At 45.4% G+C, this 20,000-nt stretch carries 23 protein-coding genes (1 of these 23 running past the window's edge); 13 read left to right on the plus strand and 10 right to left on the minus strand.

Annotated features, from left to right (window positions below):
- The 3 genes from dnaA to ACT6NV_RS00015 are packed head-to-tail and all read left to right on the plus strand — an operon-like array spanning position 1 to position 2,618.
- Positions 1 to 1,425, plus strand: a complete 1,425-nt coding sequence (dnaA, locus tag ACT6NV_RS00005) for a chromosomal replication initiator protein DnaA (protein ID WP_445385241.1) — start codon at positions 1 to 3, stop codon at positions 1,423 to 1,425.
- Between the two features lie 6 nt (positions 1,426 to 1,431).
- Positions 1,432 to 1,887: a low molecular weight protein-tyrosine-phosphatase gene (locus ACT6NV_RS00010; protein WP_445385242.1), complete on the plus strand. Its 456-nt coding sequence runs from the start codon at positions 1,432 to 1,434 to the stop codon at positions 1,885 to 1,887.
- An 8-nt stretch (positions 1,888 to 1,895) separates the two neighbouring features.
- Positions 1,896 to 2,618 (plus strand): SAM-dependent methyltransferase, encoded by a 723-nt coding sequence (locus tag ACT6NV_RS00015; protein ID WP_445385243.1) that lies wholly within the window; start codon positions 1,896 to 1,898, stop codon positions 2,616 to 2,618.
- Between the two features lie 16 nt (positions 2,619 to 2,634).
- Here ACT6NV_RS00015 and ACT6NV_RS00020 read toward each other — a convergent pair whose 3' ends face one another.
- The 4 genes from ACT6NV_RS00020 to dapF form a co-directional block, all read right to left on the minus strand.
- Complete coding sequence (locus ACT6NV_RS00020; RefSeq protein ID WP_445385244.1) at positions 2,635 to 3,276, minus strand: hypothetical protein; 642 nt, start codon at positions 3,274 to 3,276, stop codon at positions 2,635 to 2,637.
- Between the two features lie 149 nt (positions 3,277 to 3,425).
- Positions 3,426 to 4,469, minus strand: a complete 1,044-nt coding sequence (gene mltG, locus ACT6NV_RS00025) for an endolytic transglycosylase MltG (protein WP_445385245.1) — start codon at positions 4,467 to 4,469, stop codon at positions 3,426 to 3,428.
- Positions 4,459 to 4,992 carry a GNAT family N-acetyltransferase gene (locus tag ACT6NV_RS00030; RefSeq protein ID WP_445385246.1) on the minus strand — a complete coding sequence of 178 codons (534 nt, stop codon included), beginning with the start codon at positions 4,990 to 4,992 and terminating at the stop codon, positions 4,459 to 4,461. The genes mltG and ACT6NV_RS00030 overlap by 11 nt, the downstream gene beginning before the upstream one ends.
- Entirely contained in the window at positions 4,989 to 5,765 is a 777-nt protein-coding gene (gene dapF, locus ACT6NV_RS00035; RefSeq protein ID WP_445385247.1) for a diaminopimelate epimerase, read from the minus strand. The genes ACT6NV_RS00030 and dapF overlap by 4 nt, the downstream gene beginning before the upstream one ends.
- Positions 5,766 to 5,884: 119 nt before the next feature.
- Here dapF and ACT6NV_RS00040 point away from each other — a divergent pair, with 119 nt between their 5' ends.
- The 6 genes from ACT6NV_RS00040 (at position 5,885) to rplS (ending at position 11,249) form a co-directional block, all read left to right on the plus strand.
- The gene (locus tag ACT6NV_RS00040; RefSeq protein ID WP_445385248.1) at positions 5,885 to 7,273 is read left to right on the plus strand and encodes a S1C family serine protease; all 1,389 of its coding nucleotides are present in this window, start codon (positions 5,885 to 5,887) and stop codon (positions 7,271 to 7,273) included.
- Between the two features lie 115 nt (positions 7,274 to 7,388).
- Positions 7,389 to 8,840, plus strand: a complete 1,452-nt coding sequence (locus ACT6NV_RS00045) for a glyceraldehyde-3-phosphate dehydrogenase (protein ID WP_445385249.1) — start codon at positions 7,389 to 7,391, stop codon at positions 8,838 to 8,840.
- Positions 8,841 to 8,981: 141 nt separating this feature from the next.
- Complete coding sequence (locus tag ACT6NV_RS00050) at positions 8,982 to 9,596, plus strand: tRNA (guanine-N1)-methyltransferase (RefSeq protein WP_445385250.1); 615 nt, start codon at positions 8,982 to 8,984, stop codon at positions 9,594 to 9,596.
- Positions 9,597 to 9,631: 35 nt separating this feature from the next.
- Positions 9,632 to 10,078 carry a GNAT family N-acetyltransferase gene (locus tag ACT6NV_RS00055; RefSeq protein ID WP_445385251.1) on the plus strand — a complete coding sequence of 149 codons (447 nt, stop codon included), beginning with the start codon at positions 9,632 to 9,634 and terminating at the stop codon, positions 10,076 to 10,078.
- An 18-nt stretch (positions 10,079 to 10,096) separates the two neighbouring features.
- Positions 10,097 to 10,777 carry a tRNA (guanosine(37)-N1)-methyltransferase TrmD gene (gene trmD / locus ACT6NV_RS00060; RefSeq protein WP_445385252.1) on the plus strand — a complete coding sequence of 227 codons (681 nt, stop codon included), beginning with the start codon at positions 10,097 to 10,099 and terminating at the stop codon, positions 10,775 to 10,777.
- A 121-nt stretch (positions 10,778 to 10,898) separates the two neighbouring features.
- Entirely contained in the window at positions 10,899 to 11,249 is a 351-nt protein-coding gene (gene rplS, locus ACT6NV_RS00065; RefSeq protein WP_445382418.1) for a 50S ribosomal protein L19, read from the plus strand.
- 46 nt (positions 11,250 to 11,295) lie between these two features.
- Here the strand turns inward: rplS and rocD are convergent, their stop codons facing one another.
- From rocD to ACT6NV_RS00080, 3 genes are all read right to left on the minus strand, one after another.
- The gene (rocD, locus tag ACT6NV_RS00070) at positions 11,296 to 12,570 is read right to left on the minus strand and encodes an ornithine--oxo-acid transaminase (protein ID WP_445385253.1); all 1,275 of its coding nucleotides are present in this window, start codon (positions 12,568 to 12,570) and stop codon (positions 11,296 to 11,298) included.
- Positions 12,571 to 12,681: 111 nt separating this feature from the next.
- The gene (locus tag ACT6NV_RS00075; protein WP_445385254.1) at positions 12,682 to 13,068 is read right to left on the minus strand and encodes a DUF6768 family protein; all 387 of its coding nucleotides are present in this window, start codon (positions 13,066 to 13,068) and stop codon (positions 12,682 to 12,684) included.
- Positions 13,065 to 13,613 (minus strand): RNA polymerase sigma factor, encoded by a 549-nt coding sequence (locus tag ACT6NV_RS00080; protein ID WP_445385255.1) that lies wholly within the window; start codon positions 13,611 to 13,613, stop codon positions 13,065 to 13,067. The genes ACT6NV_RS00075 and ACT6NV_RS00080 overlap by 4 nt, the downstream gene beginning before the upstream one ends.
- 116 nt (positions 13,614 to 13,729) lie before the next feature.
- Here ACT6NV_RS00080 and rlmD point away from each other — a divergent pair, with 116 nt between their 5' ends.
- From rlmD to ACT6NV_RS00095, 3 genes are read left to right on the plus strand one after another with little or no spacing between them, the layout of a single operon-like run.
- Complete coding sequence (gene rlmD, locus ACT6NV_RS00085) at positions 13,730 to 15,148, plus strand: 23S rRNA (uracil(1939)-C(5))-methyltransferase RlmD (RefSeq protein ID WP_445385256.1); 1,419 nt, start codon at positions 13,730 to 13,732, stop codon at positions 15,146 to 15,148.
- A 9-nt stretch (positions 15,149 to 15,157) separates the two neighbouring features.
- Positions 15,158 to 15,691: a DUF6452 family protein gene (locus tag ACT6NV_RS00090; RefSeq protein WP_445385257.1), complete on the plus strand. Its 534-nt coding sequence runs from the start codon at positions 15,158 to 15,160 to the stop codon at positions 15,689 to 15,691.
- Positions 15,672 to 16,454: a DUF6048 family protein gene (locus ACT6NV_RS00095; protein WP_445385258.1), complete on the plus strand. Its 783-nt coding sequence runs from the start codon at positions 15,672 to 15,674 to the stop codon at positions 16,452 to 16,454. The genes ACT6NV_RS00090 and ACT6NV_RS00095 overlap by 20 nt, the downstream gene beginning before the upstream one ends.
- 35 nt (positions 16,455 to 16,489) lie before the next feature.
- On the opposite strand, the gene ACT6NV_RS00100 is transcribed toward ACT6NV_RS00095, so the two are convergent.
- Entirely contained in the window at positions 16,490 to 17,644 is a 1,155-nt protein-coding gene (locus ACT6NV_RS00100; protein ID WP_445385259.1) for a THUMP domain-containing class I SAM-dependent RNA methyltransferase, read from the minus strand.
- Between the two features lie 55 nt (positions 17,645 to 17,699).
- On the opposite strand from ACT6NV_RS00100, the gene ACT6NV_RS00105 reads away from it, so the two are divergent.
- Complete coding sequence (locus ACT6NV_RS00105; RefSeq protein ID WP_445385260.1) at positions 17,700 to 18,392, plus strand: ZIP family metal transporter; 693 nt, start codon at positions 17,700 to 17,702, stop codon at positions 18,390 to 18,392.
- 18 nt (positions 18,393 to 18,410) lie between these two features.
- Here the strand turns inward: ACT6NV_RS00105 and trhA are convergent, their stop codons facing one another.
- On the minus strand, positions 18,411 to 19,040 hold the full coding sequence (trhA, locus tag ACT6NV_RS00110; RefSeq protein ID WP_445385261.1) for a PAQR family membrane homeostasis protein TrhA: 630 nt from the start codon (positions 19,038 to 19,040) through the stop codon (positions 18,411 to 18,413).
- Between the two features lie 58 nt (positions 19,041 to 19,098).
- On the minus strand, positions 19,099 to 20,000 hold the 3' portion of the coding sequence (locus tag ACT6NV_RS00115; RefSeq protein WP_445385262.1) for a hypothetical protein. The gene runs 412 nt beyond the window's last position; 902 of the gene's 1,314 nt are visible here — the last part of the coding sequence; the start codon falls outside the window, past its right edge; its stop codon occupies positions 19,099 to 19,101.

Raw genomic sequence — 20,000 nt, forward strand, 5'->3', positions numbered from 1 at the left:
ATGAATGTTACTGCTAATTCCGTATGGAAAAATTGTCTGGCTTTTATCAAAGATAATATCCAACCGCAGGCATTCAAAACTTGGTTTGAGCCTATAAAACCCGTTAAGCTTTCCGAAAAAGCGCTCAGCATACAAGTTCCCTCAAAATTTTTCTACGAGTGGCTGGAAGAGCACTACGTTAAGTTATTGAAAGTTGCACTTACAAGGGAATTAGGAGAAGGGGCCAAACTGGTGTATGTAATTAAGATGGAAAACACCTACGGAAACCGGGAACCTTTTACTGAAAAAATACCATCTTCAAACAGAGGTCAAATGGCGGCACAGGAGATGGATGTACCGATCAAATCCAAGAACCCTGAGCTTAAAAATCCATTTGTCATTCCGGGTATCCGAAACATTAAAATAGAATCACAACTCAACCCCAGCTATAATTTTGATAATTTCCTGGAAGGGGATTCCAACCGTTTGGCCCGTTCGGCCGGAATGGCCGTTGCCAACAAACCCGGAGGCACCTCTTTCAACCCGCTCCTGGTTTTCGGGGGGGTCGGCCTTGGGAAAACACATTTGGCACATGCCATCGGGGTCGAGATAAAAGACAAATACCCGGAGCGAACGGTCTTGTATATTTCCGCTGAGAAATTTACGCAGCAGTACATTGAATCGGTCAAAAAGAACACCAGGAACGACTTTATACATTTCTATCAATTAATTGATGTCCTGATCATAGACGATGTGCAATTCCTGTCCGGAAAATCCGGGACGCAGGATGTGTTTTTCCACATCTTCAATCACCTCCACCAAAATGGGAAACAGGTGATCCTCACTTCGGATAAGGCACCCGTAGATATGCAGGATATCGAACAACGGTTGCTGTCGCGGTTTAAATGGGGGCTTTCTGCAGAACTGCAAAACCCTGACTACGAAACGCGAATCTCTATCCTTAAGAATAAACTCTACAGGGATGGCGTTGAAATGCCGGAAGATATTATTGAGTATGTTGCCAAGCATATAAAAACAAATATCCGGGAGTTGGAAGGAGCCATCATTTCACTTATCGCCCAGTCCTCCTTTAATAAAAAGGAAGTAACCCTGGACCTGGCCCAACAGGTGGTTGAGAAATTTGTAAAGAACACGAAACGGGAGGTCTCCATAGACTATATACAGAAAGTGGTATCCGATTATTTCGAAATGGATGTGGCTACCCTTCAATCCAAGACCCGCAAGCGACATATCGTACAGGCCCGCCAACTGGCCATGTTCTTTGCTAAAAAGTTTACCAAGGCCTCACTGGCCAGTATCGGTTCCCAAATTGGAAAACGCGACCACGCAACGGTACTGCACGCCTGCAAAACGGTTGATAACCTGGCTGAGACCGATAAGCAATTCCGAAAGTACATCGACGATTTAACCAAGAAATTTTCCTGATCCCCCATGCCGGTACGCGTACTGATGGTTTGTCTGGGCAATATCTGCAGATCTCCCCTGGCAGAAGGGATCCTGGCCTCAAAAACGACACCGGAATCAGTTATTGTGGATTCCGCCGGAACGGCAGGTTACCACGTAGGTAATCCGCCAGACCCGAGATCTATTGCGGTTGCTTTGGAAAACGGTATTGACATCAGCACCCAACGATGCCGAAGATTCCGCCAAAGCGATTTTGAAAATTTTGACTATATTTTTGCCATGGACCGGTCCAACTTATCGGACCTGCAGGCGCAGGCACGAAACCGGGAAGAACTTTCAAAACTTTCACTCATACTGGATCGGTCCGGGATGCAAACCAAAGAAGTACCGGATCCCTATTATGGCGGGGAAGACGGGTTTAAAAAGGTCTTTGACCTCCTCGATCAGGCCTGCGAGGAAATAAAAAAGCAACTGCAAGGGTAATTCCGATTATGGAAACAGACGAAATTCCAAAAGGAAAATTATATATGATCCCCACCATTCTGGGGGAAACGGAACCACTGGAGGTTTTACCCCTGGCAATTAAACGGGCGATAGAAGAAATAGATAGCTACATTGTTGAAAATGAGCGGTCTGCTCGCAGGTTCATCAAAAAGATTACTCCTCGTAAATCGCAGGATCAGTTACAGATATTTCTTTTAAATAAATATACCGAAGAGACCCTGCTGCCGGAATACCTTGAACCTTGCCTGGAAGGCCGGTCCGTAGGCCTGCTCTCAGAAGCAGGCTGCCCGGCTGTTGCAGATCCCGGGGCTGTCATCGTAAGGCTGGCACACACCAAAGGGATAAAGGTGGTACCCCTGGTAGGGCCCTCATCCATATTATTGGCACTTATGGCTGGCGGTCTGAACGGTCAGAATTTTGCATTCAACGGCTACCTCCCGATAGACCCTGCTGAACGCAGGAAAGCCATAAAAACTCTTGAAAAAAGATCGCGGGATCTCGGACAGACCCAACTCTTTATGGAGACCCCTTACCGCAATGAAAAATTATTAGAAGAGCTTCTTAAAATTCTGCACCCCGATACACTGCTAAGCATTGCCACGGACCTTACACTAAGAACGGAGGAAATACATACATACCCCGTTGCTCAATGGCAGTCCGGGAAAACCGACCTTAACAAGCGGCCTACTATTTTCAGTTTGCTGGCCTGATAATTTCACCAGCGCCTTAATCCACTTTTGGATTTTTTATTGGGGGTACTCCTGAGGTATCATAACCCTTGAAGCGCTTAAGGTAGTGGGTAATACTGGTGCCATAGGCGTCCAGAACTTCCCTTGACCCGTTAGAACGAAGGTACTTTTTTACATTTCCAGGGCCGGCCAGGTGTGCAGCCGCTAAAATGCCTGACTCTGTTATTTCGACTCCATTGATGCGCTTGCCGGTAAACCTGGGAATATCTTTACGCAGTATCCATTTATTACGGGCCAGATTAGTGGTAAAAACCTTTTCCTGCAGTGCCGGGTTTTTAAGGAATTTGGTGGCATTGTAAACGCCCATCAACTGAAGGGTTCCAATTCCAAACTGATATTTCCCCAGGTAGCCAAGCGTATTGATACTGAAATAATTTCCGCTGGATTCCTTAAAGGCTAATGCCTCCCTGAAACCTGTAAGTGAGGCTCCTAAAAAGGGCGGGCTGATTTGATGATTTTGTTGTTCTTCCCGTGGAGTCGGGTAATGAACAGAAGTAGGTATTGTCATTTTAAGCGATTCCGGAACCTTTACTTCCCTGTTTTCATAGGATTTAAGTCCAAAACTCGCTAAAAAAAAGATCATGACAAGAGGACCGAAAAAGCTAATCCATCTTTTCATATAAGTGTTTTCTTAAGACTCACAGGACCCGGAAGTCCCTGCTTAAAGTTCTCGGGTCAAAGATACTTCCGAAATAATCCGGGAATCTGAAGATTTTCATAAAATGACCTATTTCATGGATGAATGGTCAAAATCGGGGGGAGAATTACCTATCTGCGGATATCTTTAGAATTGATCCATCGGATGTACTGCGCCTTATTCCGGTTATGCTGCGCAAGAGTCTCCGCAAAAATGTGGTATCCGAAGTTGGATGTGTCTGCTACAAAATAGAGGTAATTGTGCTTTTCCGGGTTTAACACGGCTTCGATTGCTGAAAGGTCAGGCATACATATAGGTCCAGGAGGAATTCCCTTGTATTTATAGGTGTTGAAGGGGGAATCCAGTTCCAGGTCGCGATAAAGGACCCTTTTGATAATGGTGTCGTAGTTGCCGCTAACCTTTTTGATGGCAAAGATAACAGTAGGATCGGCCTGCAAAGGTATCCCCTTCCTGATCCGGTTCAGGTAGACTCCAGCCACCCTCGGACGCTCATCGGTTTTTACCGTTTCCTTGTGCACAATAGCGGCAAGGGCAACAACCTCCTCCGGGCTCAGACCCAGGGCTTTCGCCTTTTCCTTGCGGGAATCGGTCCAAAAACGGTTATATTCCTGCAGCATTCGCTCCCGGAAATCCTCTGCATCCGTATTCCAGAAAAACTCATAGCTATTTGGGAGATACGGGACCAGGGCCTCTTCTTTTGACAAACCGTTTTCCTTTAAGAACTCCCTGTCTGTAATAGCCCGCAGCAGCGACTGACTGTCTGCCTCAATTTGAAAGGCGATTCGGCCCGCGAGATCTTCCGGGGTTTCCTGATTGTTGAAGGAGACCAGTACCGGGGTGTTACGACTCCGAAGAGCATTGATGATATCATTGTTACTCATCCCCTTATCTATTGGGAATTTACCGCCCCTTATATTATCGGTATACTGCTTGCGTTTGGCCACAATCTCAAAAGCATCCACATTTTTTAGCAAGGGCGTGAGTTGTTCTTTGACCTCCGCAAAAGTGGCATCGGAGCGGATGTAAACAAATGCTCGTTCATTTTCAAATACGGTATTGGGAGACAGAAAGGTCCGATACACCATAGCCGCGAAAAGGCCTCCGATTAACAGCCCGAGAATTACCAGCAATAATAGAATCCTTTTAATGTACATCTTGCTTTATTTTCTGTAAAAACAGTTCATCTTCAAAGCCTCCGCTTATTCGCAGCCAGTCCTTTTTCCGTCCGCTTTCCAAAAACCCCAGTTTTTTAAAGAGATGCAGACTTCGCTTATTGGATGCCGCTACCCCTGCATAGATCTGATGCAGCCCCAGTTGCCCAAATCCGTATTTGCAAATGAGCTCAATTGCTTCCCCCCCATAGCCTTTATTCCGCGAACGTTCCTCGGCAATAATTATTCCAACACCCGCTCTTGCGTTTGAGGGATCAAAATTATAGAGGTCAACCAGGCCAACCAACTCTTTCTGCTGGGTACAGACTCCCAGGCGAAGTTGTTTCGCCTCATAGATATCCCGTCCCGAGGCTTCCAGATATTTTTTCAGAATATGTTTGGAATAGGGTTGCAAGGTGCCACTGATCTCCCAGATGGAGGCGTCGTTTTCAATACGATACAAAAAATCCAGGTCATCGGGTTCCAGAGCCCTGAGGTAAATAAGATCTCCTGTCAGTTCCTTCATGGCCAGACCCCTTTAAAGACCTCAACAGCGGGTCCGGTTAACCAGATATTCCCGTATGCTCCCTTTTCTGTATTTGAGAATTGCACGGTTAGCTGTCCTCCCACTGTTTCTATATGCGCTTCTTCAGTGGAATACATGCCCTTATGGTGCATGGCCAGCGCTACTGCCGTCACCCCTGTTCCGCAGGAATAGGTTTCGTCTTCAACCCCTCGTTCATAGGTTCGAACCTTAAAACGATTATCCTGCAACGGTTGTACAAAATTAATATTACTACCTTTTTTACCGTACAGGCCATAACGCAAACGAGCTCCTTCTTTTTTTACATCCAGCTCATCCAGGTCATGAACGATTTGTACATGGTGCGGAGAACCCGTATCCAGGAAACTATAAGCTTCTTTTTCACGGATTTCGGTTACCTTCTGCATTTGAATCGAAACAATCTGTTCCTGTATACGCACCGGATGCGGCCCGTCCGAGGCCATAAATTCACCGGTGTTTTCAAGGATACCCAACTGCTTTGCAAAAGCTGTGATACACCTGCCGCCGTTGCCGCACATACTCCCCGGTTTCCCGTCTGAATTGAAATAGACCATCCTGAAATCTGCCGAATTGTCAGTTTCAAGCAGGATCAGTCCATCTGCTCCCACCCCAAAGCGTCTATGGCACATTCTGGCAATGGTTTTGGTATCATTTTTGGGAAAATGATTCTGACGATTATCGATAAGGATAAAGTCATTTCCGGTTGCCTGATATTTTGAAAAGGAGATACTCATACCAAATAAAGCGTATAAAGATACATCATAAATAGCGGGTGCCGGCCGTTAAAATGACGTTAAACCAAAATTTTATACTTCCAAAAATCTTAGTTTTATAGTGTAAAAATATGAAGAAAATGAAGCGATTTACAGGATTATTTCTAGTTGCGGTGATGGCCGGAGGCCTCACCCTTGGGACTTATAAATTATTTTTTGAAAAATCAGATTACGCCCTTGTCAGCCAGAATGATTCGCTTCCGGTTTTTACTACCAGTTCTGCCGTGGCATCTGCCAAAGGAGCTGGTATCAATGAGGTGGATTTTACCATGGCTGCAGAAAGTACCGTTAACGCTGTAGTCCATGTAAAAAACGTTACCGTCAGCCGGGGGCCCAGCAGCCTGCTGGAATTTTGGTATGGCTATGAAGAACGACCCAGGGTTCAAATGGGTACGGGATCAGGGGTGATTATTTCGCCTGACGGCTATATCGTAACCAATAACCATGTGATTGCGAATGCCACCGAATTAATGGTCACCCTTAATAACAACAAAACCTACGAAGCAACCGTCATAGGTACCGATCCCAATACGGATATCGCCCTGCTGAAAATCGAGGAAAGAGGTTTGCCATACCTGGCTTTCGGCGATTCCGACAATGTTCGCATCGGGCAATGGGTGCTGGCAGTGGGTAATCCGTTTAACCTTACCTCTACGGTAACGGCCGGTATCGTAAGTGCAAAAGCGAGAGACCTCGGGCGCAACCAGTCTTTTATCCAGACCGATGCGGCAGTGAATCCGGGAAACAGCGGAGGAGCACTGGTCAATACCAATGGTGACCTTATCGGGATCAACACAGCCATTACTTCTCAGACCGGCTCCTACATAGGGTACTCCTTTGCAGTGCCCAGTAATATTGCGAGAAAAATAGTGGAAGATATCCTGGAATATGGAAATGTACAGAAAGGAATACTGGGAGTACAATCTCCACGTTTAGATTCCCCTTATGCCAGGGAAAATGGTTTTGATGAAATTGAAGGGGTTTATGTAGACGGAGTAGAAGAGGATTCAGGTGCTGAGGATGCCGAAATACTGCGGGGTGACATCATTAAAAGAATAGATGATATCAAGGTGCGTAAATTCGCTGATCTGGTGGGATATATCTCTACCAAACGCCCCGGCGACCAGGTGGAAGTTACCCTGGAGCGCGACGGGGAAGAATTAATGCTTCCGGTAACACTAAAAGAACGGCAAACCATAAACTTACCCGCCTTGGGGCTTACCGTAAAAAACCTGTCCGAAGCGGACAAAAAGGAATACAAAGTCAAAAAGGGCGTAAAAATAGTTGGAGTTCCCGAAACCTACAGAGGGTATGACCTTATGGGGAAAATTATTCTTCAGGTAGATGACAAGGAAATTACAGATATACAAAAGGCCAAAGAGCTTTTTGGAGACATTTCCCGCTATCGCAAGAGCAGCATCACCTTACTGGATAAAAAAGGTGAAAAAGAACGGATTATTTTTCAATAAAGCGTTTTAATGGAAAAACACCTGCTCTTTTAAAGCAGGTGTTTTTTTATGCACAAAACCTTATGCGAAAACGTTTGAAAAAGCTAATTTTGCCGAGATTTCAAACAACTGATTCATGAAAAAATCCAACTCTTACGAGAAGGAACTTGCCTTTCAGGCAGATCGGAGAAAAGCTACCACCGAATTTATCAAAATTATCAGCGATCTATGGTATGACAAGGCTATTGAAGTAGTCCTTTTTAAAAACCAGATTATCGATAAAAATGTCAGTGAAATCATCAACCTGCACGAGTATGCAGGGCAGTTTGTACAAAAACCGATCTCCATTTTTGATTCGGTTGAACTGCTTAGGGCGATCAATGACATTGCCCTGCCCCCATCGAAACTGGATATCGGGAAGCTCACCTACGAATACCATTCGGACAGCCATAGTAAATACCACAATGTCAAGGCCTTTGTGCTGGATAAATTAAAAGACGCCCAGAGCTATCCGGAGATTGCTCCCAAAGATGTGGTCCTATATGGTTTTGGACGCATTGGGCGGCTTCTGGCCAGAGAACTGATGACCAAAACCGGGAAGGGCAGCCAGTTGCGCCTTAGAGCTATCGTGACTAGAGGTTCGATAAATGCCGAAAAGTTGGAAAAAAGGGCAATGCTGCTACGCACTGATTCGGTACACGGCGAATTCAAGGGTACCGTGGAAGCAGATGCCGAAAACAGCATCTTATATATAAATGGCACCACAGTACATATGATCAGCGCTGAGGCCCCTGAGGATATTGATTATACCCAATACGGCATTACCGAAGCTTTAATTATAGACAATACCGGGGCTTTCAGGGACAGGGAATCCCTGGGGAGGCACCTCAAGGCCAAGGGAGCAGCCAAAGTGTTGCTGACGGCACCCGGAAAGGATGTTCCAAACATCGTACACGGTGTAAACCAGAACGATTTTGACCCGGATGCTGTGGATATTTATTCGGCCGCATCCTGCACGACCAATGCGATAACCCCTGTTTTAAAAGTAATTGAAGATTCCCTGGAAATCGAAAAGGGACATCTTGAAACCATTCACGCCTATACAAATGACCAAAACCTGGTGGATAACATCCACGGAAAGTACCGGCGGGGCAGGGCGGCTGCTTTAAACATGGTTATAACCGAAACCGGGGCCGGAAAGGCGGTAGCAAAAGCGCTTCCATCCCTGGAAGGAAAACTGACTTCCAATGCCATTCGTGTTCCCGTACCCAACGGTTCCCTGGCAATACTTAATTTACAGTTGAAAAATAAAACGAGCCTGGAAAGCGTCAATACCATTTTGAAGAAATACGCCCTGGAAGGAGATTTGGTGGAACAGATAAAGTATTCTATGAGCAATGAACTGGTTTCTTCAGATATCATAGGCACTTCGGCTCCCGCCATTTATGACAGTCGTGCCACCATTGTAACGGATAACGGAAAAAACCTGATCCTGTATATCTGGTACGACAATGAATACGGCTATGCACATCAGGTAATCCGCCTGTCCAAATATATCGCCAAAGTCCGGAGGTATACCTATTATTAACGGCTTCTGTATGCGTCTGTCCGAAGCGATTGGCAACTCCTTCTCTGTAGGGAGGAAATAGGGCTTTTTTTTTCCTTTTTCAGAATATTGAACTACTTTAGCCCCACCTTAAATCGTGTTAACTACTTAGAACAAACTGAAATGAAGTCTTTTAAGCTATCCCTCTTGTTCCTTGCCCTATTCAGCTGTGGCCTGCAGTTCGCTCAGGATTCCGGGGATGAGGGCTCCCTGGATGCCGGAACCATCGAAAGCCAGTTCGAATACGTTTTCAAAAAATCGGGAAATTACAATGCCGATGGACGCAGGTACGAAGTGGTGCGAGCCATCAATCTCGACAAACTCCGCTCCAATGTCCTGGACAGCCTTAAAGCAGCGCGCTCAAAGGCCAGTGAACTGAACACAACCATCTCAAGGCAGGAAGCCACCATTGCCAGTTTGAATACCAAGTTAGAGGAAACCACGGCTCAACTGAATTCAGTTACTGAGGAAAAAGACAGTATGTCTTTGTTCGGCGCACTGGTTTCCAAAGCTACCTACAATATCGTTTTATGGACTATAATACTAGGGCTTTCATTGCTTTTACTGTTATTTATTTACCGTTTCAGAAGAAGTAATATTTTGACTCAGGAAGCAAAGGTTAAACTTTCAGACCTGGAAACAGAATATGAAGATCATCGCAGAAAGGCTCTGGAACGCGAGCAACGAATAAGCCGGCAATTGCAGGATGAAATCAATAAATACAGAAAATCCAAATAATTGAACAGGCCCCCAAGGGGCCTTTTTTTTGATCCATGGAAATTATACGTGCCGATCTATCCCACCTGCAAGACCTGATCTTGCTACTTGATGGCTACCGTATGTTTTACGAGCAACCTTCCGATCCGCAAGCTGCAAAGAAATTTTTGTATCAGCGCCTTTCCCTGAAAGATTCGGTAATCTTTATGGGCCGGATAGCGAGTCGTCCAACAGGATTTGTACAGCTATACCCTTCCTTTTCAACGGTACGGTTAAAGCGTATCTACATACTAAATGATCTTTTTGTTGCCCCGGCCCAAAGAAAATCAGGCATGGGTACCGCCCTCTTGGAGAATGCAAAGACCTTTTGCATGGAACAAAAAGCCGGGGGGCTGGCCCTGGAGACTGCAAGAGATAACCCTGCGCAATTTCTATATGAACGTTTGGGATGGAAAAAAGACTCTCATTGTTTTCATTACTTTTGGAGCGTTGAAGGTTCCTGAAATTAAAATCCGTCAATAATGCGAATCGATATTATCACGGTCCTGCCAGAGCTTTTAAAAAGCCCCTTTGAAGCCTCCATCCTGAAAAGGGCCATAGAAAAAGGGCTGGTGGAAGTGCATATGCACAACCTGCGGGATTACGCCTCAAACAAATACAAACAGGTAGACGATTACCAGTTTGGAGGCGGTGCTGGGATGGTACTGATGCCCGAACCTATCGATAAGTGCATGCAGCAGCTGAGTTCTGAGCGCTCCTACGACGAGATCATCTACATGACCCCTGACGGCAGCACCCTGAATCAGCAAACGGCTAATACGCTCTCGCTGAAGGAAAACATGATAATACTATGCGGACATTATAAGGGCGTCGATCAGCGGATTCGGGATCTTTGGATTACCCGTGAGGTATCTATCGGGGATTATGTCCTTTCCGGAGGGGAACTCGGAGCCGCCGTATTATGCGATGCAATCATCCGGTTGATTCCGGGTGTCCTGAACGATGAAACCTCTGCCCTGACGGACAGCTTTCAGGATCAGTTACTGGCGCCTCCGGTATATACCCGACCCAGGGAATTTAAGGGAATGAAAGTCCCGGAAGTACTGACCAGCGGGAATTTTGAGAAAATTGAAGCCTGGCGGGAAGCAGAAGCCTACAGGCGAACCGCTGAGCGCAGACCAGACCTCCTGGACCGTTCTTAGGGTTTTATTTTTACGTAAAAATATTGTCAGTTGCAATTATTGCGTTATTTTTGCAAACGATTTTGGATCAACCTCTGACGAAGTCCGTGAACGTTGGTCTGAAGAAACTTAAATCAAAACGATGGAATCGTTAGTCAAATTTGTAGAAAACGAATTTATAAGCAAAAAGGACTTCCCGGAATTCTCTGCCGGGGACACCATTACGGTATATTATGAAATCAAGGAAGGTGAGAAGACCCGTACCCAGTTCTTTAAGGGTGTTGTTATTCAGCGCAGGGGAAGCGGAGCAACCGAAACCTTCACAATCCGTAAAATGAGCGGTACTGTTGGCGTTGAACGGATTTTCCCGATGAACATGCCGGCTTTGCAAAAAATTGAGATCAATAAGCGTGGAAAAGTACGCAGAGCGCGAATTTTCTATTTCCGTGGCCTTACAGGTAAGAAGGCGCGAATTAAGGAAGTGCGTTCCTAAAGGATCTAAAAAAAAGACCCGGAGTAATACTCCGGGTTTTTTTTGTCTATTTCCTAAAGGAATCCAGTGTTTTCCGTATTATCTGGATGCAGTCTAGAAGTTGTTCCTCCGTCATAACAAGAGGTGGTGCAAAACGGATGATATTCCCGTGAGTAGGTTTAGCCAGCAGTCCGTTTTCGGCAAGGGCCATGCAAATATCCCAGGCAGTGGAACTGTCCTCTGTATCATTTATTACAATCGCATTGAGCAGACCTTTACCCCTTACCAGCGTAACCAGATCGCTTTCATCAATTATTTCCTGCATTTTTTCCCGGAAAATGCGACCCAGCCGATCAGCTCTATTGGCGAGATTCTCTTCTCGTACCACATCCAATGCAGCCATAGCAACAACACAGGCCAGGGGGTTTCCCCCAAAAGTAGATCCGTGGTTTCCGGGTCTGATCACCTCCATGATATGATTGTCTGCCAGAACTGCCGAAACCGGAAAAACGCCGCCTGAAATAGCTTTTCCAAGAATCAGCACATCGGGTTTGACCTCCGGTTTCCCGCTGCAGTTTTTATCCGGACAACTGCAGTTACCACAACTGGCCAGCAGGCGGCCTGTTCTGGCAATCCCGGTCTGTACTTCATCGGCAATAAACAGGACATTGGCCTCCCGGCATATCTCGTAAGCCTGCTTCAGGTAGTTTTCATCCGGAACATATACCCCTGCTTCCCCCTGAATGGGTTCAACCAGAAATGCTGCTGTCTTATCGTCTATTGCTTCCCTTAAGGCGGCAATATCGTTGTAACGGATACTGACAATCCCGGGTGTAAACGGCCCGAAATTCTCTGTTGCCACCGGATCGTTGGATGCCGATATTATAGTGACCGTTCGTCCGTGGAAATTGTTCTGGCATACGATAATCTTAGCCTGGTTTGCCGGAATCCCTTTTTTCTCATACCCCCATTTCCGCGCCAGTTTGATTGCCGTCTCAACAGCCTCAGCCCCTGTGTTCATAGGCAGGACTTTATCAAAACCAAAATATTCGGTAATGTACTTTTCGTATGGTCCCAATTGGTCGTTGTAAAAAGCCCTGGAGGTAAGGGTTAGCTGATCTGCCTGAGATTTCAGGGCTTCCGTGATTTTTGGGTGACAATGCCCCTGGTTTACTGCTGAATAGGCAGAAAGGAAATCGTAATAGCGCTTCCCCTCTACGTCCCATACATAGACCCCTTCTCCTTTTTTAAGGACAACAGGCAGCGGATGGTAGTTCTGAGCCCCGTATTTCGCCTCCAGCTCAATAGCCTCGGCCGAGCTCATGTGTTCTAAAACTGACATGACTTAGAAATTTAGCTTAAACAAATACAATTCCTTCTTAGGGAGAGAAATCATCCGATTGCAGAGCATAAATGTATTAAATATTAACGTATTCCCCAGTTTTAACAAGGCTTATTTGGACGCTTTAGAGCTCAGTGCAGCAATTTGCAATTCAATCCGTTTCAGTTCTCGCTTTATATCATTTTTATCCATCTGCATCCAGAAATACAACTTCAAAATGCCCACCGAGCTCATACATAAAAATCCGGCAGCGGCCCAGCGAATCAGGTCTTCTATACCCTCTGAATTGATGAAAGCATATAAACTATATACAAAGCCCGCAAACAGTACCACAATAAGAAAGTTCATCAGGATTGCAAGCCACCCCAGGCTTCCCCTGTATACCTCTCCCAGTTTACTTAAGATTGGAAGCTCATTTAATTCATCATAGAAAGCCGCTTCCTCCGCTGAAAGGGCCTCTTTAATCATTTTGTCTATTTCCTCTAGATCTTTTTTCATCTTTTTTTATTTAAAATGGTTTTTAATTTTTCCCTTGCATGAAACAACCTGGATTTCACTGTACCAACGGAAACTCCGGTAATCTCAGCAATCTCATAAAGAGAGTAAGTCTCCGTATAAAATAACTTCAGTACAATCTGATGATCCATTTTCAGTGATTCAATTGCATGCCGCAGGCTGTTTATAATCTCGGGACCATAGCTATTTTCTGTATCCACTTGTTGCTTTTTGACATATTGGAATTCCTTTAGTCCCTGGCGCTCCCTGCCCTTTTTAGTCAGATAATCCAGTGATTTCCGGGTAACGATTGTCATAATCCAGCTACCGAAGGTATTGGGTTCTCTGAGTTTACTTATTCCATGAATAGCCCGCTTCCAGCTTTCCTGTACCACATCCCTGGCTGTATCCTTATCCCTTGTATATCGGTAGGCGTGTCTGCAGAGTTTTTTGTGATACCGGCGGATGAGTAAATCCAACGCACGCTTATCCCCTGCCCTGTACTGGAGTACCAGTAATCCGTCAACAACCTTGCTGATTTTTTCCATGCTTCTACTCTTTAGACAGCGATTTTGCTTTCAGGTTCAAAAAAACTCTACAGGGCAGCATTTATAAGATACATATTAAGTAAAATATAATTGGCTGGGATTAGTACATTTGCCTCATGCGTAAAAAGAACAACAGAAAAATCTTTGAAGAGGTGGAAGTGCTTCGGGCCGGAGCGAAAGGCAAATCGATCGCCCAAGCCCCGGATGGCCGGGTAATATTCCTGTCCAATGCGATACCGGGAGATGTAGTCCGGGTTCAAACCACCCGTAAAAGGAGGGCGTATTACGAAGGAGTGGCAACGGACATTCTCAGCCCCTCCAAAGATCGGATTGAACCTGAATGCACTCATTTCGGGACTTGTGGGGGATGTAAATGGCAACATATGGCCTACTCCGCACAATTGCACCATAAGCAGGAAGAAGTCCTTTCAAACCTGCAAAGGATTGGCAAAGTCACAATTGGGAAAGTATACCCCATTCTGGCGGCTCCCAGCCCCTATTTCTACCGCAATAAAATGGAATTTTCCTTCTCGAACAACCGCTGGCTGGACAGCAGCGAAATTGAGTCTGAGCAGGAAGTCAAAGACAAAAATGCCCTGGGGCTTCATATTCCGGGCATGTGGGACAAGGTGCTTGACCTGAAGGAGTGCCATTTGCAGGCAGCCCCCTCCAATGCTATAAGACTTGGGATCCGGGCTTATGCCACGGAGCACGGACTTTCATTTTTTGACCCCAAAAAACAAAAAGGTCTATTAAGAACCCTGATGATCCGAAATACCGCAGCAGGTGCGGTAATGCTGCTGTTGCAATTTTTTGAAGACAGAAAGCAGCAACGCGAAGGATTACTGGATTACCTCAAAGAATCCTTTCCGCAGATTCAGTCTTTGTATTATGTAATAAATACCAAGGCGAACGATACTCTCTACGACCAGGAGTTGCATTGTTATGCGGGGGAACCTTATATTACCGAACAGATGGAGGACCTGCAGTTCAGGATTACGCCAAAATCTTTTTATCAGACCAATTCGGAGCAGGCCTATAATTTATATAAAAAGGTAAGGGAGTTTGCAGATCTGAAGGGGACTGAACTCGTATATGACCTGTACACCGGCCTGGGTACCATTGCACAGTTTATAGCCCGGCAGGCAGACAGGGTTGTCGGGATCGAAGCCGTACCGGAAGCCGTGGAGGCTGCAAAAACGAATGCAAAGGAAAACGGCATTGATAATATTGCCTTCTATGCGGGGGATATGAAGCAATTGTTTACGGACGATTTCCTGAATGAGCACGGACATCCGGACCTGATTATCACGGATCCGCCAAGGGACGGCATGCACAAGCAGGTGGTGGAACAAATCCTGAAAATTGCACCTGAGAAGATTGTCTATGTCAGCTGTAACAGCGCGACCCAGGCCAGGGACCTTGCGCTGATGTCTGAACAATACGAACTGGTTTGCTCACAGGCAGTGGATATGTTCCCACAGACACACCATGTGGAAAATATCGTACTTTTAAAAGCCCGCTCTAATGCGTAATTTAAGGCCTTGAAAAATTATCAATTACTTATCATCCGGCTGATCCGCCATTTAGGGCTCCTTGTCTTTATGGCCGCACTTATTGCTGTACAGGCATGTGAAAAAGACGATATATGCGTGGATGGGGATACGCCCCTGTTGCTTATCAGGTTCTATGATATCGCAGCTCCAGAAAGTCCAAAAACCGTGAATAGTCTTCGGATTATCGGACTCGGACAGGAGGAAGTGGTAAATACTATCGCAGACCGGTCGAATTTAGATTCTATAAGTCTTCCCCTTCGAATAGGTGAAGGCGAAACCCGATATGTTTTTATACTGAATTCTGACGGGGACCCGGGAGCAGAGACCGGAAATCCGGATACACTTACCTTCAGTTATTCCAACAGAGAAGAATTTATATCCCGCGCCTGCGGTTTTGTGGCTACTTTTGTGGACTTACAGGTCTCTGTACAGGCCGATTCTGAAAACTGGATACAGGATTTTAATATCATAAATGGAATCATTCGAAAACAAGACAGCGCCCATGTTTCGATTTTTCATTAGTCTTCTAATCATTACAGCCATTGGCCAGCCGGCAGAGTTGTACGGACAGGCAGGGGGAAATGTCACTCGAGACAGCATCCGTAAATCCGAAGAGTACGGCCTGAGGGTGGGGGTTGATCTGAGCAGGCCCCTTATCGCAACTTTGAATGAGGATTATTCCGGTATAGAATTGGTCGGGGATTACCGATTGAGTTATAAATTCTACCTGGCGGCTGAATTGGGAAATGAATCCAGAAATACCAGGGAACTCCTGGATAATGAAGAAGATATAAATATCATTTCCCTCTATGATTATGAAGCTTCCGGAAGCTACCTTAAGGTAGGAGTTGATTACAATACCTATGAGAACTGGTATGGAATGAACAACAGCCTTTTTGTGGGTGCACGCTATGCCTTCAGCACTTTCAGCAATACCTTAAATTCCTATTCGCTATATGATAGTAACCGCTACTGGAGCCCTGGAGGCTTTGTTACAGGCTCAGACCAGCCCCGGGAATTCAGCGGGTTGAATGCCTCCTGGCTGGAGCTTTTGCTGGGGGTCAAGGCCGAAATTATTGCCAACTTTTATCTCGGGGCATCGGTTCGCCTGGGCCTTTTGATTACCAACAAGGAATCCGAAGTTTTACCGAACCTTTGGATCCCCGGATTTAACCGGGTTACAGATGGAAGTAGTTTTGGGGTCGGCTTTAACTATACCCTCACCTATTTTCTCCCCTTATACAAAAAAACAAGGGTTGCCCCCAAACCCCGGGAAGAGGAATAAACCAAGAAAGTTTTGTTTACTCACACAGATATAACTTATTGATATTTAGCTTTTTTGCTGCCTTCGTAGACCTCGAAGAGCGCCAGCCGGGACTCTATACCTCCATTGAATAACTTGATCTTCCGGGAAGCCCTCAGACCGACCTTCTTTAATGCTTCCAGATTCCCCAGCAGTAACCAGGCCCGGGTATTTTTATAGTGCTGCTTCAGGCAGTCACCTATCTGTTTGTAAAAATTTTCAAGGGAAACCGGCAGGCGTTCCCCGTAAGGCGGATTGGTTACCAGCAGCAAAGGCCCTTTTGTTTCCTTTTCGGTTTCAAAAAAATTCTTCTGGTCTACCCGAATGAATTCCGCAAGGTTTGCATTCTCAATGTTTTCCCTTGCTTTGCGAACCGCGGAAGGAGCTTTATCATAACCGCGTATGCTGAAGTGAAACTCTCTTGTTTTATCAAGCGCGGCAGAGCGTATAATCTGATACAGCTCCGTATCGAAATCCTTCCAGCGCTCAAAGCCAAATGACGGTCTGTTTATATTTGCCGGGATATTACAGGCAATCATGGCACCTTCAATTAGCAAAGTACCACTTCCGCACATGGGGTCCAACAGATCCGAATGCCCGTTCCACCCGCTTAATAGCAGTACTCCCGCAGCCAGAACCTCATTTAAAGGCGCAATATTGGTCTCTTTGCGATAACCCCTGAGGTGCAGCGAACTGCCGGAGCTGTCAAGGGATAAATGTGCCACGGTACCCTGCAGGTGCAGATGCAGGCGCAAATCGGGATCGGTTACGGATACCCCGGGTCGGCTGCCGTGTTTCTTTCTGAACTGGTCCACTATGGCATCCTTGACTTTTTGAGAAACGAAAAGGGAATGGGAAAAATGCTCGCTATTGAGTACAGTATCCACCACAAAAGTATTACTGGCATCCATGAATTGGCTCCAGTCTATTTGCTGAATTTCCCGATAGAGGTCTTCGGGGCCCTTTACTTTAAAAGTCCTGACAGGTTTAAGTATGCGAAGGGCCGTTCGCAGGCAAAGATTGGCTTTGTACATAAACCCCTTGTCTCCCTCAAAAAAAACACAGCGAACCCCTTCTTTAACGTTTCCTGCTCCCAGCCTTAATAATTCTTTTGCCAATACAGGCTCCAGGCCGTACAGGGTTTTGGCAACCATTTCAAAATTTCCTGACATCAATAATGAACTTTATAGCCCAAAAATACACTAATTTTACGGCGGAACTGATTTTATGAATACAGACACCTTCCCTTTGTTTCAAATTGTGCTCCCTGCCCTGTCCGTTATAAGCAGTTTTGCTGTCTTGTATTTTTTCAGGTCGCTTCAAAACCGAAATTACAATCTGCTTTTGGCTTTTAGCGGCGCCTTTTTACTGGCACTAACCCTTTTTGAGTTGCTTCCTTCGGCCTATTCCATCCAAAATGACCGTATCGCCGGAATATTTATAGCAATTGGTATTTTACTCCAAATCCTTCTGGAATTCTTTTCGAAAGGAGCCGAACACGGGCATGTACACGGGTTTAAAGAAGATCTGAACTTTCCCTGGCTACTATTTATCAGCCTCTGTATTCATGCCTTCCTGGAGGGGATCCCCCTGGATGACAACCGGGATTTCGTTTGGGCCATAATCGTACATAAAGTACCTGTTGTACTGATCCTGGGGAGCTTTCTATTAAAATCTTCCTTAAGCATTCGCTACATCTGGTTTTTTATAATTCTCTTTGCCCTGATGACCCCTTTGGGAACCGTCTTAAGTCAATATGCACCGGTACGCGAATATTACCCTTATCTCCTTTCACTGGTTATTGGTGTTGTTTTACACGTATCGACCATTATCCTTTTTGAAAGCTCCAAAGACCACTCCTTTAACAGACGAAAGCTGGCCGTGATTATTTTGGGAATGGTCCTGGCATTTTTACTTTAAGCAGCACTTAAGCAGCACTTAAGCAGTTGTTATGTAGTAGATAAATATCCAATGCGAGATAGCCCCTCCCAGAACAAAAAAATGCCAAATCATGTGGTTGAAGGGAATCCTCCTCATGGCATAAAAGAATATGCCCAGGGTATAAAAGGCACCCCCGGTAGCAAGCCAGAACATTTCAATATTGGAAATGTTATCGGAAAGGACTCTGAAATCAAAGGCGATCAACCATCCCATTAAGAGATACAAAAGGAGCGAGAAGAGCTCAAACTTTCCCGTAAAAAAAAGTTTTAAGACGGTACCAAACAGGGCCATTCCCCAAACAGCCCAAAGTATGAGTTGCCCCCTGCTGCCTTCCAGAACCGAAAGGCAGACAGGGGTATAGGTCCCCGCAATCAAATAATAAATACTAATATGATCCAGGATTCGAAGTTTTCGCTTAATCCCCGGATTTGCAACAGCGTGGTAAACCGTGGAAGCGCTAAAAAGCAGGATCACGGATAGACTGTAAATCCAGAGTCCAGCTTTAAGATTGCTGCTGGCTTCTCTGCCATTTGAAAGCAGATATATCATCCCAGCGATTCCCAGCAATATTCCCAGGGCGTGCGTTCCTGTATTCCAATGCTCTTCGTCCCGATAACTAATATTCATTTTGGCTGGATTCTGCTGTTTGTGACTTCAGATCGATAAAATTTGAGGATTTTATTAATTAATCCGGGTAATACCAAAAAGGTATTCTGATGATGGTACGGGTATACACAGTGTCCGCACGGAAATCCTTTCGGGTTACGTTTAATACATGTTTTCCCCTCTGAAAATCCTGCAAGTCCAGGGTTGTTTCAAAACCGATCTGCTTTTGAGCGTTTTCGACGAATAGGAAAGTAGGCTTGAAAGGGATACTGTCAACTTTTAAGGTATACATATCTTCAAGGGTTTCCAGATAATCATCGAGTTTCTCAAAACGCTGCCTGTTTGGAACCGTGCCATCACCGAATATGGAATGGATTCCCCGCATGTCTTCGGATGGCTTCAATTCTTCATTAAACCGGAATACATCGTTTTCTATGGATTTTCCGTAAACCACAAATACAGGCAGGGCACTCTTGTAGATGACGCGGGAAGGGATGGATGCCCGGTTGGTAAAAACAGCCTTATCCCTCATTAAATCTTCATAATTGGCCTGATTGGCTGTAAAGGAATTGGAACTCATGTCCTGGGTCAGGTAATTTGAAGTGCTGAATCCGGTCCCGACGATCAGGGTCCCTGCGAGATAAATAGGAACCACAAAGAAACTCAGCCGTTTCCCAAACCGGGTATCCAGAAAATTATAAACCATGGGTCGGTAAAGTATGGAGAGGGTCAGGAATTTAAAAACCCAATAAACCGGATAATAAAAAAATGTGGTCCATTTCTTTCTTTTTAACCAACCCTGGGTGGCAAAATCAATAAATGTCAACAAAGTACCGATTGCTATAAAAATGATCGAGGGGATTATAATCCAGTTTCGGACCCAGTCCGGGGTTTCGGGCTTATCAAGGAATAAACCAAGCATGGCGAAACAAAAGGTTATCATCAGTAAACCAAGCAGGTAAAAAACGAGCAAAAAGGTAA

The organism is Robiginitalea insularis (genome assembly GCF_052497835.1).

Coding starts and splice junctions, on each gene's coding strand:
- dnaA (WP_445385241.1), top strand. CDS start 1: ATGAATGTTACTGCTAATTCCGTATGGAAAAATTGTCTGGCTTTTATC.
- ACT6NV_RS00010 (WP_445385242.1), top strand. CDS start 1,432: ATGCCGGTACGCGTACTGATGGTTTGTCTGGGCAATATCTGCAGATCT.
- ACT6NV_RS00015 (WP_445385243.1), top strand. CDS start 1,896: ATGGAAACAGACGAAATTCCAAAAGGAAAATTATATATGATCCCCACC.
- ACT6NV_RS00020 (WP_445385244.1), bottom strand. CDS start 3,276: ATGAAAAGATGGATTAGCTTTTTCGGTCCTCTTGTCATGATCTTTTTT.
- mltG (WP_445385245.1), bottom strand. CDS start 4,469: ATGTACATTAAAAGGATTCTATTATTGCTGGTAATTCTCGGGCTGTTA.
- ACT6NV_RS00030 (WP_445385246.1), bottom strand. CDS start 4,992: ATGAAGGAACTGACAGGAGATCTTATTTACCTCAGGGCTCTGGAACCC.
- dapF (WP_445385247.1), bottom strand. CDS start 5,765: ATGAGTATCTCCTTTTCAAAATATCAGGCAACCGGAAATGACTTTATC.
- ACT6NV_RS00040 (WP_445385248.1), top strand. CDS start 5,885: ATGAAGCGATTTACAGGATTATTTCTAGTTGCGGTGATGGCCGGAGGC.
- ACT6NV_RS00045 (WP_445385249.1), top strand. CDS start 7,389: ATGAAAAAATCCAACTCTTACGAGAAGGAACTTGCCTTTCAGGCAGAT.
- ACT6NV_RS00050 (WP_445385250.1), top strand. CDS start 8,982: ATGAAGTCTTTTAAGCTATCCCTCTTGTTCCTTGCCCTATTCAGCTGT.
- ACT6NV_RS00055 (WP_445385251.1), top strand. CDS start 9,632: ATGGAAATTATACGTGCCGATCTATCCCACCTGCAAGACCTGATCTTG.
- trmD (WP_445385252.1), top strand. CDS start 10,097: ATGCGAATCGATATTATCACGGTCCTGCCAGAGCTTTTAAAAAGCCCC.
- rplS (WP_445382418.1), top strand. CDS start 10,899: ATGGAATCGTTAGTCAAATTTGTAGAAAACGAATTTATAAGCAAAAAG.
- rocD (WP_445385253.1), bottom strand. CDS start 12,570: ATGTCAGTTTTAGAACACATGAGCTCGGCCGAGGCTATTGAGCTGGAG.
- ACT6NV_RS00075 (WP_445385254.1), bottom strand. CDS start 13,068: ATGAAAAAAGATCTAGAGGAAATAGACAAAATGATTAAAGAGGCCCTT.
- ACT6NV_RS00080 (WP_445385255.1), bottom strand. CDS start 13,613: ATGGAAAAAATCAGCAAGGTTGTTGACGGATTACTGGTACTCCAGTAC.
- rlmD (WP_445385256.1), top strand. CDS start 13,730: ATGCGTAAAAAGAACAACAGAAAAATCTTTGAAGAGGTGGAAGTGCTT.
- ACT6NV_RS00095 (WP_445385258.1), top strand. CDS start 15,672: ATGTTTCGATTTTTCATTAGTCTTCTAATCATTACAGCCATTGGCCAG.
- ACT6NV_RS00100 (WP_445385259.1), bottom strand. CDS start 17,644: ATGTCAGGAAATTTTGAAATGGTTGCCAAAACCCTGTACGGCCTGGAG.
- ACT6NV_RS00105 (WP_445385260.1), top strand. CDS start 17,700: ATGAATACAGACACCTTCCCTTTGTTTCAAATTGTGCTCCCTGCCCTG.
- trhA (WP_445385261.1), bottom strand. CDS start 19,040: ATGAATATTAGTTATCGGGACGAAGAGCATTGGAATACAGGAACGCAC.